A 14,993-nucleotide genomic window follows, 5' to 3' on the forward strand; every position below is an offset into this window, starting at 1 on the left:
CCCCGGGACCAACTGGTCCCGGGGGCCGAAGCCGTTCCCGCGGGGCGGCCCTCAGGGAAGGTGGCCGAGGAGCCAGGAGCAGAGCTCCCGGGTCACGAGCGCGTGCGGCTCGTTCCGGGAGGCGAGCCGGAAGTCGTCCAGCCCGCCCGCCCCGGCCGAAAGTGCGGAGATGTCCTGGTACAGCGTGGCGTCCGTGTCCGGATCGCCGACATCGACGGCGCTGACGGACGGGACGAAGCAGTGCGACCGGATGTGTACGGCGGTCTGGAGACCGAGGTCCGGATGCAGGGCGTTGAGCCCGTCGGCGAGGATGCCGAAGCCCTCCAGCGAGCCGCCGGGTGCGCCGTCGATCGACGCCAGTCCCTTCGTCCGTACCTCATGGGTCTTCGCCGCCGCCACCCGGAGCCTCGCCACGGGCTCGTCGGCCCCGGGGGCCTGGGCGTGGAGCCTGGTGCCGATGACCGACCGGCCCTTGCCCTCCAGGGCCAACTCGCCCGGCCGTACATCGGTGCCGACGCCGTCGGCCGCGCCGTTGGCGACACCGATCAGCCGGGGACGGCGCGGCCACTCACCGACGGCCGCCATCTGGGCGAGGAACGCGACGCGCTCCTCGCTCGGGCCCGGTGTGCCGTCCCACACCCCGATGTGCCGCCACAGCACCTCTCGGACGGCCGGACTGTTGAGCTGGTCGGAGAACCGGCCGTCGAGGTCCTTGACGTAGTGCGCGAACGCCTGGAGCGCGATGGGGACCCAGGCGCCCCGGTGCGGGGTGTCGTACGAGAAGTACAGCCCCGTGCCGTGGTCGCGGCCCTCGCACTCCATCCTGGCCAGCGCGTGCCGGGTGACCAGCCCGCCCGTACTGAACCCGCCGACGACCAGCGGGGTGCCGCCCAGCCGCTCCGCCAGGGCCCGGGTGATCGCGGCCCGCGCGGTGCGGGAGTTGTCCAGAATCGACGCACCGCGCTCGTGGTGGCCGAGAAGGATGACGTCGCGGCCGCGGCGACGCAGCTCGCTGATGAGCGGATAGTCGCCGAACTCCAGGAGCTGCCAGGACGACTCCAGCTCGCTGGGGCCCGTGCCGAAGCCGTCGGCCAGGATCACGGGCCGTACGAGACCGGGGTTCCCCTCGCCGCGGTAGACCCATGCGGTGCCGCCCGGCAGATCCCATACGGCGCTGGGTGACACCGGAAGCGATCCGGGCCGCTCGGCGTCCAGCCGGGTGCCGGGCGTCAGCGCGATGGCGGGCCTTTCGTGGAGCGCGGAGGCGATCTGCTCGCGGGACGGCTCGGGCATGGGCGGCGTTCCCCTTCGGGACGGTTGATTACGATGCGCGCCAAGGGGAGCACGAGCCGTAGCCGCACAGCGGGTGATGTGCGGTCAAACCACCCCCAGGTGGGAGCCACTTTCGGACACGCCCCGCCGTCCCGCCGTTCGCCGCGGCACTCCGCTTCAGTGGTGCCAGGCTTGCCCGCCGGTGTTGTGGATGAACCGCTGGAGCACCTTGAGCGTGATCAGGTACTCCTCGTCGGAGATGCCGTCGTGTCGCTGCGCCCACAGCTCCTCCTGCAGGGCCGCGGCCCTGGCGTGGAACGCCCTGCCCTCGGCGGTGATGTCCAGACGGCCCTCGGAGTCCTCGGTGATCCAGCCCTGGGCGATGGTCCGGTCGATCTCCCTCTCCATGCTCTCCGGGCCGGTGTCGAGGTAGTTCCGCAGCAGCCGTGACACCTCGTCACGGCTTCTCCCGTCCTCGGCCTGCGCGACCTGCGCGAGAACCCACCACTGCGGCTGGTTGGTGCCGATCTCATCGAGGGCGCCCCGGGTCCGGGAGACAACGGCCTTGTAGGCCGCCCAGCTCCAGTAGCCGATGGGCTGCCGTACCAGTTCGGCGTCGTTGTGCGAGTACTTCATGGCCGTCTCCTTCACCGTGGTGCCGGTCCGTTCGTCGACCTCGACCTTAGAAACTCAACTGCACTTGAGGTCAAGGGCGTTCGGTGGTCCAGGCGGCTCAGGTGGCTCAGGTGGCGCCCGATCCGTCCGGTGTGCCGGGCTGGCCGGCACACCGGGTGGGTGGGTCAGTCGCGGCGGGGGCCGATGACGGTGGCTCCGTCGTGGACGGTGATGGCCAGGGCCGGGCAGATGTCGGAGGCGTCCAGGACCTGTTCGTCCGGCTCGATCTCGTCGGCGCGGGCGCGGGCGCGTTCGCCGTCGAGCTCGAACACCTCGGGGACCGTACCGGCACACATGCCGGAGCCCTGGCAGAGCCGGGGGTCGACGCGTACGTTCCAGGTCATGGCGGTCACCATTCCACCGGCATGACGCGGGGGCCGCGCACCAGCATCTCGGACTTCCAGGTGACGTCGGCCGCCAGGCGCAGTCCCGGGAAGCGGGTGATGAGGGCGGAGAGCGCCTCCTGGAGTTCCAGCCTGGCCAGCGGGGCACCCAGGCAGTGGTGGACGCCGTGGCCGAACCCGAGATGCTGGTTGCCCTCGCGGGCGATGTCGAGGACGCCGGGGGCGCTGAACCGCAGGGCGTCGCGGTTGGCGGCGCCGACGGCGACCAGGACCGGGCTGCCCGCGCGGACGAGCGTTCCGCCGACCTCGACGTCCTCGGTGGCGTACCTGGGCTGGCCGGCACCGCTGCCCAGCGGCACGAAGCGCAGCAGCTCCTCCACCGCGTTCGGGACGAGCGCGGGCTCGGCCCGGAGGCGGGCGAGCTGGTCCGGGTGGTCCAGGAGGGTGAGAACGAAGTTGGGGATCTGCGACGCGGTGGTCTCGTGCCCGGCCACCAGGATGCCCACGCACAGATCGACGAGTTCGAGCTCGGAGAGCCGGTCGCGGCCGTCGCGGGCCTCGATGAGCGCGGTCATCAGGTCGTCCCGCGGTGCGCGGCGGTGCTGCTCGATCAGCCCGGACATGTAGCCGCGCAGTTCCTCGCGGCTCGCCTCGAACTCCGCGGCGGTGAGGGAGCTGGTCGACAGCGCGTCGTCGCTCCACTTGCGAAAGAGCGGCCGGTCCTCGGTGGGCACGCCCAGCATGCGGCAGATCACGGCGACCGGCAGCGGCAGCGCGAACAGGTCGACCAGGTCGGCGGGGGCGCCGGCCGCCTCCATCGCGTCCAGGAGATCGGAGGCCAGCTCGCGGACCTGGGGCCGCAGCTTCTCGACCTGGCGGACGGTGAACGCCTTGGCCACCAGGGAGCGCAGCCGGGTGTGGTCGGGCGGGTCCATCCCGAGGATGCCCCCGTCCCGTTGTCCCTCGGACTGCCGGGGCTCGTCGTGCGAGGCGGCGGCGGCCCGGCTGAAGCGCTGGTCGCCGAGGACCAGCCGGGCGTCGGCGTAGCGGGTGACGAGCCAGGCCGGTTCGCCGTAGGGCATCTGGACCCGTAACAGGCCGGGCTGTTCGCGTACGCGTTCGTAGGCGTCGGCGAGCTGGAGCCCGTCGGGGGTGTTGAAGGGGTAGGCGAGCGGTGCGATATCAGCGGTGGTCACTGCGTCCTCCCGGATGTAAGCAGCTGCTTACAACGGTAGGAGCGTCCGCCTCCGGCAGTCAACGACGCTTTACGGCCGTTATCCTGACGGGCCGTCCGAGAGGGGAGCGCCATATGGAGCCCGGTTCCGTTCCGCCGCCCGAAGAGCGCCGCAGGGACGCCGTGGCCACCCGTCGGCGGCTGCTGGAGGCGGCCCGTGACCTGTTCGCGGAGCGGGGTTACGAGGGGACGACGGTCCGGAGCATCGCGGCGCGGGCCGGGGTCAACCAGGCTCTGTTGTTCCGGTATTTCGGCTCGAAACGAGGTTTGCTGACGGAAGTCGTGGCGCTGGGAGGGCTGGAGCAGCTGCGGGCGACGCCGCCGGAGGAGCTGTTCGAGACCGCCCTGCGCTCGATGCTGACCCGTGGCGTGGAGGAGGCGGAGGACCGCTCCCTGGAGGTCTATCTGCGTTCGGTGGGACGTGGTGACGAAGCGGCCGGAACGCTGCGGGAGTTGGGTGAGGAGTACCAGAGCGCGCTGGCCGGTCTCTCCGGGGCTCCCGACGCGGTGCTGCGGGCGGATCTGGCCATGGCCTGGCTGCTGGGCATCGGTCTGATGCGGACGGTCGTCGCGCGCGAGCCGCTGGCCGGTGCGGATCCGGACGACGTCTGCCGTCTGGTGCTCGGCACGCTCGGCCATCTGTGGGCGGCGGAGCCGGGAGCGCCGGACGGGCTGGGCGAGCCGGGTGGGCCGGGGGCCGGGCGAGGCGCGTAGGCGGTGGCCGCGTGGGGCGGATGCGAACGGGCCCGGGGCTGCGGGTCCCGGGCCCGGAGAACGCGATGCGTGTGACGCGCGCGATGCGTGCGACGTCTACGAGGTGTGCGCTGCGCGCGCGACGCGTGTGACGTTTACGAGGTGTGCGGGTCAGGCGTTGCCGCGTTCGAAGACGGCGAAGGCCGCTTCCTGGCGCCACTCGGTCGCGGCCTTGGGGTTGGCGGCGAGGTAGCGGGCGCAGCGCGCGCTCGGGCGGTCGCTGCCCAGTCGGTCGGCCAGGCAGGCGCCGACCGGGCGGTAGCGGGACGGGACGGAGCCGGCCCACAGGCTGCGGCCCTCGCTGAAGGCGTACTCCAGGGAGGCGCGGGCCAGGTCCTTCAGCTCGACGTAGCCGAGGCCGTACGTCGTGGACGCGTACTGGTACTCGTGGCTGATGTCGATCCGGGAGACGCCCGGGTCGTCGGTGGCCAGCACGATGGGGACGCCGTAGCGGCGGTACGCGTCGAACGGGTGGTCGTCGCCCGCGATGCCGAGGATCTGCTTGTTGCTGGAGAAGGGCACCTCGACGGCGACGTCGCGCCGCGCCATCGTCCGGGCCAGCTGCCGCCAGTCGTCCTCGTGGACCAGGTCCACGCCGTGGCCGATGCGTTCGGCCCCGGCGACGAGTACGGCCTCGCGGATGTGGAAGGTCAGGTCCTGGGGCTTGACCAGGCCGGGGGCCAGTTCACCGGCGTGCAGGGTCAGGTGGGAGTCCGGGTACTGGCCGCGCAGGTACTTCAGCATCCGCATCTGGAGGCTGTAGTCGGCCAGCGCGGTCGGGGCGTCCTCGGGCTGTACGAGGTTGACCGCGACGAACCTCGGGTCGCGCTCGGCCAGCCGCATGCCGACCGCCATCTGCGTGAACACCCGTACCGGGGAACTGGTCCGGGACACCTGGGAGACCCACCGGACGGGGAGCCCGCAGCCGGGGTCGGGGCGCGCGGTGTCGCAGTGCGCGGCGGCCCGGAACTGTACGTCGGTGTCGTCGGCCTCCTTGACCGCCTCGTCCACCACCCGGTCGAGCTGCCCGCCCGCCAGCAGCTTGCGGTGCAGGGCGGCCAGGTCGGCGTCGTAGCCCACCTTCTCGGCGAGCGCCTTGCTGCTCTCCGACGCGGGGGTGACCAGGGTCTCCAGGTAGAACTGGTTCTGTTCGGCCACGGTGTTGGCCACGTTGGCGAGCATCTTGCCCCGGGTGTACCAGGTGGCCATGCTGAACTTGCCGAACGTGTCGAAGAACTGGTCGTGCCCGGACTGGCCGGCCGGGAAGTCCTGCATCGACCAGGCGCGGACGATCCGCCGGTGGAACGCGGCGTCGTGCTCCGCGTCGGCGGCGGGCCGGGTGCCCGGCCCGCACGGCGGCGCCACGGCCGTCGTCGTCGCGTCGATGCACAGCCGGTCCTCGGCCGCGAGCTTGATCAGGTACTCGGTGGTGACGGCGCCCGACAGGTGGTTGTGGAGGTCGCCGCCCTTGGGCAGCGCCTTGAAGAAGGTCTTCAGCCGCGCCGGGTCGTTCCGCAGCGACGTGAGGTGCGCGGAGGTCCTGGCCTCGGCGGGGGTGACCGCGCGGGGCAGCAGCCGGGCGGCGGAGCGGGCGGCCGGTGCCTGTCCGGGGGTGGTGGCGGGGGCGGCGGCCGCCGGGATCGCCGGAAGCAGGGTGAGCGCGGCGAGTGCGCCGAGCCCCGCCGTACGCAGCGATGCGGGGAGGGTACGGGGACGGTGTGCCGTCCGGAGTGTTGAGATCACCGCCGCATGATTGCGTTAGGTGAGGGCATTCATCGTCCAAACTACATGTATGGCCTGAAACCTCCACTCAATCGAGCGATTTCGGTCCTTCTTCCCTGTTCCACGGGCAGTTGTCGTTTATCGCGCGCATGAGTTGACCGAGCGCTGGTGGGGTCGGCGGTGGCGATGGCGGTGAGTGGGCCCGGGGCGTTACGTGGAGTGGTGGTCGACTCGACCGCTCCCGTCGTGCGCCGGAATCCGCAGGAGTGAATCGCTTGGGCGCAGCATGACAACTCCCTGTGACAGATGTGCGGTTGCAGGTTCTGCGCCTCTTCCTGGCTCGCGGCGCGTTGGACACGCTGGGTGTGCATTGTCGTTACTCAGCGTGGAAAGGAATGGCTCATGACGATCAAGGAACGGCGCAGGGTGGCAGAGGGCAGAGTGCGGGCCGCGGAGGATGCGGTGACGCGGTTGAAGGAGGGGTTCTCGAACGTGGGGATCACCTTGCCGTCGCTGCGGATCGACCCGGTGTCGTGTGCGGGGGACGATCCGGTGGCGCCGCTGGTCGACCTGGGGCGGTGCAACCTCGATACGGCGTTGCGGTTGAGCGTGGCACTGGAGGCGCGGAGGTCGGCCGGTCATGAGGAGTGAGGGGTGTGAGCCGGGGGCGCCCGAGCCGGGGTCGTTCGCGGTGGACACCCGGGACGGCCGGGTGGGCCGCGTGATGGCGACGACCGGGGCGTATGTGCAGTTGCGGGCGCCGGGCGGTGGGCCGGAGTGGGAGTGTCCGCCGGATTCGGTGCGTCCGGCGCCGTTGCGGGAGGTGCTGCGGGCCCGGGTCCGGGAGGTCAACAGGCAAGGGAGGCTGCCGTGATCGTATGACGGCTCCGGCGGAGGCGTTTCCCGGCCGGTCGGGGCGGCCGAGCAGGGATGAGGGGGGCACCCGGGCCGTGTGCCACCCCCCTCGTCCCCGCGCGGCCGTTCGGGCCGGGGTCAGACGCCGGCCGGTTCCTTCGTAGGGGTGTCGGGGCCGTTGGCCGGGGAGCCCGGTGCGGTGGGCGTGGCCGCGGCCGGTTCCTGCGCGACGTCGAACTCCGCCAGCAGGTCCTTGCCGAAGCCGAAGAAGTACGTCGCGAGGAAGCCGGTCAGGTATCCGACCAGCAGCCCGCCCGCGTAGATCGCGGCCGTGGTGCCCAGGCCGTGGTTGCCGTCGAGGAGCGGGAAGAGCGCCCAGCCGGACGGGCCGATGGCCGTGGAACCGACCTTGTCGCCGAGCTGGTTGAACAGGCCGACGAAGCCGCCGCCGAACGCGCCGCCCACGCACGCCGTGATGAACGGGCGGCCGAGCGGGAGGCTGACGCCGTAGATCAGCGGTTCGCCGACGCCGAGCAGACCGGCCGGGAGGGCGGACTTGATGGTGCGGCGGATCGAGCCGTTGCGGGGGAGGCGGAAGTAGACCGCGACGGCCGCGCCGACCTGGCCGGCGCCCGCCATCGCGAGGATCGGGAGCAGCACGGTGTAGCCCTGCTGCTCGATGAGGGTGGTGTGGATCGGGATCAGCGCCTGGTGCAGGCCCAGCATCACCAGGGGCAGGAAGAGACCGCCGAGCACGAAGCCCGCGCCCGCACCGCCGTTGGAGAGCAGCCAGTCCGCGAAGGTGCCGATGGCGGTGGAGATCTCGCCCGCCACGTACATCAGGCCGAAGATCGTGACCAGGCCGGGGACCAGGACCGTGAGGGTCGGGGTGACCAGGACGTCCAGTGCCTCCGGGACCCGGCGGCGGCACCACTTCTCCACGTACACCGCGAGTACCGCCGCGCCGAGCGCGCCCAGCACACCGCCCTGGCCGGGAGAGAGCTTCTGGCCGAACGCCTCGACGTTCGCGACGCCCGGGAAGACGATGATCGCGGCGACCGCGCCGCCCAGGATCGGTGTGCCGCCGAACTCCTTCGCCGTGTTGAAGCCGACGAACACGGCGATCAGTGCCATGAAGCCGGATGCCATCGCGGCCAGGGCGGGGGTGACGGAGGGCAGCCACCCCAGGTTCACCAGCAGGCCGTTGAGGCCCGCGATGATGCCGCAGCCGATGAGCGCGGGGATCAGCGGCACGAAGATGTTGGCGATCCGGCGCAGGAACAGCTTGAACGGGGTGGCGTTCTTCGCCTTCCGCGCCGTCTTCATCGCGGCCCCCTGCGCGGCCAGCCCGGCCGCGGACGTGGCGGGCCCGGGTGCCGCGGCCTGCGGGGCGGCGTGCGCTTCGGGCTCCGCCGCCCGAGCCTCATCGATCAATCGTTCGAATTCGGGGGTGACCCGGGCGACGGTTCCCGGGCCGAGGACGATCTGGTACGTGTCGTCCTCGACCATGCCCATGACGGCGGGGACCGCCTTCAGGGCTTCGTCGTCGACGAGTGAGCGGTCACGCAGACCCAGCCGGAGCCGGGTCATGCAGTGGGTCACGGAGTCGACGTTCGCGGCGCCGCCGACGAGCGGGAGGATCGCGGCGGCGGTGGCGCGGTTCTTGTCTTCTGGTGCCATGGTGCTGGGGCCTTGCTGTGTGGGGGTGCGGGTGGTGCGGGTGGTACGAGCGTGGGGTGCGGGGGAGTGGGTGGCGCGGGAGTGGGGCGGACGGGTCAGGGGGCGTGAGGGGCGGCGGCGAGGGCGGCGCGGAGGTGGCCGTCGGACGCGGCCAGCAGCGCGGCGGCGGTGGGGCCGTCGACCCGGCCGAGGATGGTGAGGATGGCGTCCTTCACCTCGCCGTCGGTCGCGGCCAGGGCGGCTTCGATCTCGGCGTCGGAGGCCCCGGTGGCGAGCGAGACGATCCGGCGGGAGCGGGCGCGCAGCTTCTCGTTGGAGGCGCGGACGTCGACCATCAGGTTCCCGTAGGTCTTGCCCAGCCGGATCATCGTGATCGTCGAGATCATGTTGAGGACGAGCTTCTGGGCCGTGCCCGCCTTGAGCCGGGTGGAGCCGGTGAGCAGCTCGGGGCCCACGACGACCTCGATGCCGTGCTCCGCCGCGGCGCCCAGCGGGGAGTTCGCGTTGCAGGACAGGCCGATCGTCAGGGCGCCCTTGGCGCGGGCGTGCTCGACGGCGCCGATCGCGTACGGCGTGCGGCCGGAGGCGGAGATGCCGACCACGGTGTCGTCGGCGGTGAGGTCGAGCGCATCGAGGTCGGCGGCGGCCAGCTCCTTGCTGTCCTCGGCGCCCTCGACGGCCTGGACCATGGCGCCGGGGCCGCCCGCGATCAGGCCGATGACCTCGGACGGGTCGGTGTTGAAGGTGGGCGGGCACTCGCTGGCGTCGAGCACGCCGAGCCGGCCGGCGGTGCCCGCGCCCGCGTAGATCAGCCGGCCGCCGCGGGCCATGCGGGCCGCGGTGTCGTCGATGGCGGCGGCTATCACGGGGAGCCGGGCGCCGACGGCGGCCGGTACGGACTGGTCCTCGCCGTTCATGATGCGGGCGATCTCGAGCGTGCCGAGGCGGTCGATCTCGGCGAGCTCCGGCCGGAACGCCTCGGTGGTCAGCGTCGCCAGCTCGGCGCGCAGCTCGCCGTACTCGCCGGAGGGGCGGGCGGCGGCGGGGGAGGTGGCGTCGGTGTCGGGGGTGGAGGTCATGGGGGGCGGCTCAGCTTTCTCGGTCTTCGTCTTCACGGTCTCGTGCGGTGCGGTGCGGTGTGGAGCGGTGTCGTGCGGTGCGGTGTGGTCTCGTGCGGTGCGGTGCGGTGTGGTGCGAGGCGCGGTGCGGGTCACGCGTACGGTTCCGTCCCGTACGGCTCTGCGGGCATCCCGGTCGGCCGGGGTCAGCGCGGGCGCGGGGTGTGGCGGTGGGCCAGCGCTTCGTAGGAGGCCGCGAGGGCCGGGGCGGCCGTCTCGTAGGTGCGCTGCGCGACACCTATGAACAGGCAGTCGACCACGAGCAGCTGGCTCGTGCGGCTCGACATGGCGGCCGGCCGCAGCTCGCTCTCCCGGGCGGTGGACGTGGTCAGTACGTGGTCGGCGTACTGCGTGACCGGGCCGTCGGGGCGGCCGGTGATCGCGATCGTCGTCGCCCCGCGGTCGAAGGCGACGCGCAGCGGCTCGATGACGTCGCCCGTGGAGCCGGAGTGCGTGATCGCTATCGCCACGTCGCCCGAGCGGAGCTGCACGGCGTTGGTCACCGCGAGGTGCGGGTCCGTGTGGGCGTGGGCGATCAGGCCGATACGGGCGAGCTTCTGCGCCAGGTCCTGGCCGACGAGCGAGGAGGCGCCGACCCCGTAGATGTCGATGCGGCGGGCGGTGGCGGCGGCGGCCACGGCGGCGCCGAGCTGCACCGTGTCGAGCCCGGCGGCCGTGTCGGCGAGGGTCTGCTGCTCGTCGTAGGCCAGCTTGGCGACCACGTCGGCGATGGGGTCGTCGACCGCTATGTCCGCGGTGACGGACGGGGCCCGGCCGGACTGCTGGTGCGCGGCGAGCCCGGCGAGGGCCAGGCGCAGGTCGCGGTAGCCGGGGTAGCCGAGGAGGCGGGCGGTGCGGACCACGGTCGCCTCGCTGGTGCCGGTGAGCTCGGCGAGACCGGTGACCGTGAGGGCGGCGCAACCGGCCGGATCACCGGCGACGGCCTCGGCGACGCGCTGCATGGAACGGGTCATGGACGGCGCGAGCGTACGCACCTTGGCCGCGAGGGCCGCCGGAGCGGGCGGGGATTCGGCGCTGAAACTTTCCTTCAGGTCATGGGTCACATTTGAAAGATATTTTCAACCGGGTTACCCGTCAACCCCCCTTTGGTCCCTGTTCCTTCGGCTGGTCCCCGTTCCGTCTGCTTCCGGCCGTTCCCTTCCGTTCCCTTCCGCTCCCTTCGGGCCGTTCGGGGCAGGTCGTCCGGGCAGGGGACAATGGGGCCATGGAGATGAATCCCTTGGAACAGGCCCTGCACACGGCCCGTGCACTGGTCATGGCCGATCTCGCAGCGGGGGACGTCGCCGAGGCCGGGATCGTCTCGCTGGTCGAGGACGCGGTGACGCACCGCCGCTGGTGGGTCGAGCAGTGGCCGGAGGGCGCCTCGTTCGTGGTCGGGCTCGTCGCCCAGGACGTGCAGGACGCCCTGCTCGAACGCTACGGGCGCTGGCCGCTCTGCCCGGTCTGCGACGCGGGGGACCCGCACGCCCTCGACGTCGAGCCCGAGCTGGGGCCGGACCCGCACTGGGTGTGCACCAAGGCCGCGGTGGCCGTGGCGCCGGTCGGTTCGCTGGCCGGGATACTGCGTCGGTGACCCTGTACATCGACCCGCCGCAGTGGCCGGGGCATGGCCGGTTCTGGTCGCACCTGGTCAGTGACGTGTCCTTCGAGGAACTGCACGCCTTCGCGGCGTCCATCGGCTGCCCGCCCCGGGCCTTCGACCGGGACCACTACGACGTACCGGAGTCGCACTACGAGGACGCGGTACGGGCCGGGGCCCGGCAGATCGGTTCGAAGGAGCTGGTCCGGCGGATCACGCAGGCGGGGCTGCGCCGCCCGAAAGGACGACCGGCCCCCGGCGCCTGACGGCGGAATCCGGGGGCCGGCGTACGGGGCGCGCGTAACGGGGCGCGCGTACGAAGGGAAGAGGGTCAGGGGCGCGTGTCCGCGCCCGCCTCCACCGGCGCGTCCGCCGGTTCCACGGCTGACGTCCCGGATGCCTCCGGCACCACGGACGCCTCCGACACCGCCGCCGGTGCCCCCGCGACCCGCCGCGAGCGCCCGCCGCCCTGGAGCCGCAGCGAGAACACCACGGCCACCAGAGCCACCACCGTCATCGCCGCCCCGGCCCACGCCGTCGACGTGAAGCCGAAGTCGGCGTCGATCACCGCACCGCCCAGCCAGGGGCCGCCCGTGTTGCCCAGGTTGAACGCGGCGGTCGTCGTCGCACCGGCCAGAGTCGGGGCGGCACCCGCGACATTGAACATCCGGGCGTTCAGCGCCGGCGCCGTGTAGAACGCCGACAGCCCCAGCAGGAACGCGATCCCGACCGCCGCGACCGGGCTCGACGCGAACAGCGCCAGCGCGACCAGAAAGACCGTCGACGCCGCGATCCCGCTCATCAGCACCCCGAAGAGGTGCGCGTCCGCGACCCGGCCGCCGATCGTCGTGCCGATCAGCGCACCGATTCCGAAGAGCGCGAGCACGGTCGGAACCCAGCCCGAGTCCAGCCCGGCGACGTCCGTCAGCAGCGGGGCCAGATAGCTGAACGCGCAGAAGACGCCGCCCGCGGCGAGCGCCGTGATCACGATCGACAGCCACACCTGCCGGTCCCGGTAGATGGCCATCTCCTGCTTGAGCCGCGGCTTCCGCTCCGGCAGCGGGATGCGCGGGATCAGCGTCGACACCCCGACCAGCGCCACGGCGGAGGCCGCGCCGACCGCCCAGAACGCCGACCGCCAGCCCAGGTTCTCACCGAGGAACGCGCCCAGCGGCACACCCAGCACATTGGCGATCGACAGGCCGCCGATCATCACGGCCATCGCCCGGGCCCGCGCGTTCACCGGCACCATCGCGATGGCGACCGCCGCCCCCACCGCCCAGAACCCGGCACAGGCGAACGCGCTCACCACCCGGGACACGAACAGCACCTCGTACGTCGGGGCCAGCGCGCCCGCGACCTGGCCGAGCCCGAAGACGCTGATCAGAGTGATGAGAGTGGTGCGACGCGGCAGCCGGAGCGTGGCCACGGCGAGCAGCGGGGCGCCGATCACCATGCCGATCGCGAAGGCGGATATGAGGAGTCCGGCACGAGGGATCGACACATTCATGTCGTCGGCGATGGGCGGCAGCAGACCGGAGAGCATGAACTCACTGGTCCCCAGGGCGAAGACCGAGAGTCCCAGGATGTAGACGGCCAGGGGCATGCGGGAGCGTCGTGCGGCAGAGTCGGGCATGACAGCAGACAACCGTGCCCGCCGCCAGGTGATTCCCGGCGCTTGTCGGATTTACGTAGTTGTCATCTTCCGGTCGCCCGACGCACCGGCCGCGTGGTTCGGCGGCGTACCGGCCCCGTGGTTCAGCGGTTCAGCAGGTCCCGTTCGGTCCGCAGGTTCTGCCGTGCCCGCGGCTCCCAGTGCTCCGCCCCGTAGGGCGTACGGAACAGCCTCGGCAGTTCGAGCAGTTGACGCAGGACCGCAGCCCGCCCCTCCCGGAACGCCTCGTCGGGCACGAAGCCGTACTCCTCGCGCACCCGCGCCGCGTAGGCCGCGTACTCCTCCGGGGCCCCCGCGAGCACGGCCAGGTCCGCGTCGCAGAGCACCTCCCCGTCGGCGTCGCCGTCCGCCGGGTCGTGGGTGACGGTCAGCCGGACGAGACGGGCGACCTCGGCGGTGATCCCGTCGGGCACACCGGCCTCCGGAAGGGCCCACTCGGCCAGGGCGGCGCTGCGCTCCTCGTTCTCGGACCGGTCGGGCCGGTACACCGCGTCGTGGAACCAGGCGGCGAGCCGCACCGTGTCCGCGTCGGCCGCGTACGGGGCGAGCGTGTCGATGTGGTCGAGCACCGCGACCAGGTGGGCGGTGGTGTGGTACTTCCGCTGCGGTTCGGCCCAGCGGGTCAGCAGGTTGTCGGCGTACGGCACCGGGTCGGGGCCCGGGGCGCCGCCCCGGGCGCGGACCAGGGTGTCCGCCCAGCGGGCGCGCAGAAGATCGTCGGTGCCGTGGGTACGCGAGCTGTCGGCCATGGACATGAGGCTAAAGGGTGTTCCGGGGCCCCGTCCCGTGGCACGGGCAGCCCGTCGGGCCGGCTCCGGGCGGACCGCACCGGCCCTCAGGACGGGGTGGGCAGCCCGAAATGGTCCCTGATGATCCGCATCGTCACGGCACCGTCGGCGTTGAAGCCGGGGTCGTTCTCGTACGCCGGGGTCTCCCGGCCGACTATCCCGGCCTCCAGCAGCTCCCGCACCAGCAGGTCGCCGCTGCGGCGCGACTCGCGGCGCTGTCCGACGTTGAAGTACGACCGCTCGAACCCGCCCCGGCAGTACTGGAACTGGAAGGGGTGCTCGGGGCAGTGCGGCACCATGTAGTTCTGCCCGTGCGGACACGGGCAGGCGGGCGTGGTGGCCAGGAACACCGTCCGCACCCGGTCGGGCCCGCCGAAGCGCTCCTCGTAGCGGAACCCGGTGATGTCGCGTGCCACGTACGCCACGTCGCCGCCGGACACCGTGGCCGGGTCGTGCGTCAGCCAGGACCAGCCGTCCGACGCGCCCCGCGTGCGGGCGGGGTACCCCGCCGCGGCGAAGGCCCCGGCCAGCGCGGGCAGATCCAGGCCCCGGGCATAGGTGACAAAGCCGCCCGAAGCGCCTGAGCCGCCCGAGGCACCTGAGAAGACACCCGAGGCACCCGAGGCGCCCGGGACGGTCGCGTCGCTCATGCCTCGCCCACCGCCTTCCGGGCGAGCGGGGGCGAGGGCAGGCCGAAGGCCTCGGCGATCGTCCGGACCAGCCGGTCCTCGTCGTCGTAGTGGTGATCGAAACAGTCGTGGCCCTCGGCCGCCTCCGCTTCCTCGCACTCGGCGTCGGGGCCTATGAGCCCGGCGGCAAGCAGTTCGGCGGAGAGGAAGTCGGGGTTCTCGCCGACCCGCTGCCCGACGTCCTCGAAGCTGAAGCCGAGAACCAGGCGGCCGTCGCGGTAGTAGTCGAAATGGGGTCCGTGCGCCTTCGCGCTGCACGGCTCGGTCTCGAACACCACGAGCTCCGCGCCCTGCGGACAGACCCGCCGGTAGTCGACGCCGTCGTAGTCCTCCAGCTCCTCGTTGGCCATGTCGTGCACCGCCCAGGCCCAGCCCCCGGGGGTTTCCCCCGGCCCGCCCTGTGCCAGCGGCTCGCGTCGCAGTTCGCGCAGGCCCTCGGTCAGCGCGCCGAGGGGCAGGCCACGGGCGAGGACGATGTTCACCTCATGGCCGGGAAAGTCGCCGTGCATCCAGCTCGTCATACCGAAGACCCTAAGCACCCCCACTGACAACGCGGCCTGCCGGGAGCCCTGTTGGACTCCCGGCAGG

At 72.3% G+C, this 14,993-nt stretch carries 17 protein-coding genes; 5 read left to right on the plus strand and 12 right to left on the minus strand.

Translation table 11 applies throughout. The features are described 5' to 3' along the window. Positions 1 to 51 precede the first annotated feature (51 nt). From ACFCV8_RS31035 to ACFCV8_RS31050, 4 genes are all read right to left on the minus strand, one after another. Entirely contained in the window at positions 52 to 1,293 is a 1,242-nt protein-coding gene (locus tag ACFCV8_RS31035) for an esterase/lipase family protein (protein ID WP_376688817.1), read from the minus strand. A gap of 156 nt (positions 1,294 to 1,449) precedes the next feature. Next, complete coding sequence (locus tag ACFCV8_RS31040; RefSeq protein WP_376688818.1) at positions 1,450 to 1,908, minus strand: MarR family winged helix-turn-helix transcriptional regulator; 459 nt, start codon at positions 1,906 to 1,908, stop codon at positions 1,450 to 1,452. Between the two features lie 164 nt (positions 1,909 to 2,072). Continuing rightward, a complete protein-coding gene (locus ACFCV8_RS31045; protein WP_376688819.1) occupies positions 2,073 to 2,291 on the minus strand; it encodes a ferredoxin in 219 nt (72 codons plus the stop codon). Between the two features lie 5 nt (positions 2,292 to 2,296). Next, positions 2,297 to 3,487, minus strand: a complete 1,191-nt coding sequence (locus ACFCV8_RS31050) for a cytochrome P450 (protein ID WP_376688820.1) — start codon at positions 3,485 to 3,487, stop codon at positions 2,297 to 2,299. A 113-nt stretch (positions 3,488 to 3,600) separates the two neighbouring features. Here ACFCV8_RS31050 and ACFCV8_RS31055 point away from each other — a divergent pair, with 113 nt between their 5' ends. Continuing rightward, the gene (locus ACFCV8_RS31055) at positions 3,601 to 4,239 is read left to right on the plus strand and encodes a TetR/AcrR family transcriptional regulator (protein WP_376688821.1); all 639 of its coding nucleotides are present in this window, start codon (positions 3,601 to 3,603) and stop codon (positions 4,237 to 4,239) included. A gap of 150 nt (positions 4,240 to 4,389) precedes the next feature. On the opposite strand, the gene ACFCV8_RS31060 is transcribed toward ACFCV8_RS31055, so the two are convergent. Continuing rightward, positions 4,390 to 6,021: an adenosine deaminase gene (locus ACFCV8_RS31060; RefSeq protein WP_376688822.1), complete on the minus strand. Its 1,632-nt coding sequence runs from the start codon at positions 6,019 to 6,021 to the stop codon at positions 4,390 to 4,392. Between the two features lie 381 nt (positions 6,022 to 6,402). Here ACFCV8_RS31060 and ACFCV8_RS31065 point away from each other — a divergent pair, with 381 nt between their 5' ends. Together ACFCV8_RS31065 and ACFCV8_RS31070 are read left to right on the plus strand one after the other, a co-directional pair. Beyond that, the gene (locus ACFCV8_RS31065) at positions 6,403 to 6,651 is read left to right on the plus strand and encodes a hypothetical protein (RefSeq protein ID WP_376688823.1); all 249 of its coding nucleotides are present in this window, start codon (positions 6,403 to 6,405) and stop codon (positions 6,649 to 6,651) included. Beyond that, the gene (locus tag ACFCV8_RS31070) at positions 6,641 to 6,874 is read left to right on the plus strand and encodes a hypothetical protein (protein WP_376688824.1); all 234 of its coding nucleotides are present in this window, start codon (positions 6,641 to 6,643) and stop codon (positions 6,872 to 6,874) included. The genes ACFCV8_RS31065 and ACFCV8_RS31070 overlap by 11 nt, the downstream gene beginning before the upstream one ends. A gap of 119 nt (positions 6,875 to 6,993) precedes the next feature. Here ACFCV8_RS31070 and ACFCV8_RS31075 read toward each other — a convergent pair whose 3' ends face one another. The 3 genes from ACFCV8_RS31075 to ACFCV8_RS31085 all read right to left on the minus strand — a co-directional run bounded on the left by ACFCV8_RS31075 (position 6,994) and on the right by ACFCV8_RS31085 (position 10,717). Continuing rightward, entirely contained in the window at positions 6,994 to 8,535 is a 1,542-nt protein-coding gene (locus tag ACFCV8_RS31075; protein WP_376688825.1) for a PTS transporter subunit EIIC, read from the minus strand. Positions 8,536 to 8,630: 95 nt separating this feature from the next. After that, entirely contained in the window at positions 8,631 to 9,614 is a 984-nt protein-coding gene (gene murQ / locus ACFCV8_RS31080) for an N-acetylmuramic acid 6-phosphate etherase (RefSeq protein ID WP_376688831.1), read from the minus strand. Between the two features lie 185 nt (positions 9,615 to 9,799). Then, positions 9,800 to 10,717, minus strand: coding sequence for a MurR/RpiR family transcriptional regulator (locus ACFCV8_RS31085; RefSeq protein ID WP_376688826.1), 918 nt, complete (start codon positions 10,715 to 10,717; stop codon positions 9,800 to 9,802). Between the two features lie 161 nt (positions 10,718 to 10,878). On the opposite strand from ACFCV8_RS31085, the gene ACFCV8_RS31090 reads away from it, so the two are divergent. Next, positions 10,879 to 11,247, plus strand: coding sequence for a hypothetical protein (locus ACFCV8_RS31090; protein WP_376688827.1), 369 nt, complete (start codon positions 10,879 to 10,881; stop codon positions 11,245 to 11,247). Then, the gene (locus ACFCV8_RS31095; protein ID WP_376688828.1) at positions 11,244 to 11,519 is read left to right on the plus strand and encodes a DUF4031 domain-containing protein; all 276 of its coding nucleotides are present in this window, start codon (positions 11,244 to 11,246) and stop codon (positions 11,517 to 11,519) included. Before ACFCV8_RS31090 ends, ACFCV8_RS31095 begins: the two co-directional genes overlap by 4 nt. A gap of 65 nt (positions 11,520 to 11,584) precedes the next feature. Here the strand turns inward: ACFCV8_RS31095 and ACFCV8_RS31100 are convergent, their stop codons facing one another. The 4 genes from ACFCV8_RS31100 to ACFCV8_RS31115 form a co-directional block, all read right to left on the minus strand. Then, complete coding sequence (locus ACFCV8_RS31100; protein WP_376688832.1) at positions 11,585 to 12,859, minus strand: Cmx/CmrA family chloramphenicol efflux MFS transporter; 1,275 nt, start codon at positions 12,857 to 12,859, stop codon at positions 11,585 to 11,587. Between the two features lie 152 nt (positions 12,860 to 13,011). Beyond that, a complete protein-coding gene (locus tag ACFCV8_RS31105) occupies positions 13,012 to 13,677 on the minus strand; it encodes a hypothetical protein (protein ID WP_376688829.1) in 666 nt (221 codons plus the stop codon). An 86-nt stretch (positions 13,678 to 13,763) separates the two neighbouring features. Next, positions 13,764 to 14,366: a hypothetical protein gene (locus ACFCV8_RS31110; RefSeq protein ID WP_376688830.1), complete on the minus strand. Its 603-nt coding sequence runs from the start codon at positions 14,364 to 14,366 to the stop codon at positions 13,764 to 13,766. After that, entirely contained in the window at positions 14,363 to 14,926 is a 564-nt protein-coding gene (locus ACFCV8_RS31115; RefSeq protein WP_376688833.1) for a hypothetical protein, read from the minus strand. The genes ACFCV8_RS31110 and ACFCV8_RS31115 overlap by 4 nt, the downstream gene beginning before the upstream one ends. Positions 14,927 to 14,993: the final 67 nt, after the last annotated feature.

Origin of the sequence: Streptomyces sp. NPDC056347 (assembly GCF_042262625.1) — a bacterium.
Classification (GTDB): Bacteria; Actinomycetota; Actinomycetes; order Streptomycetales; family Streptomycetaceae; genus Streptomyces.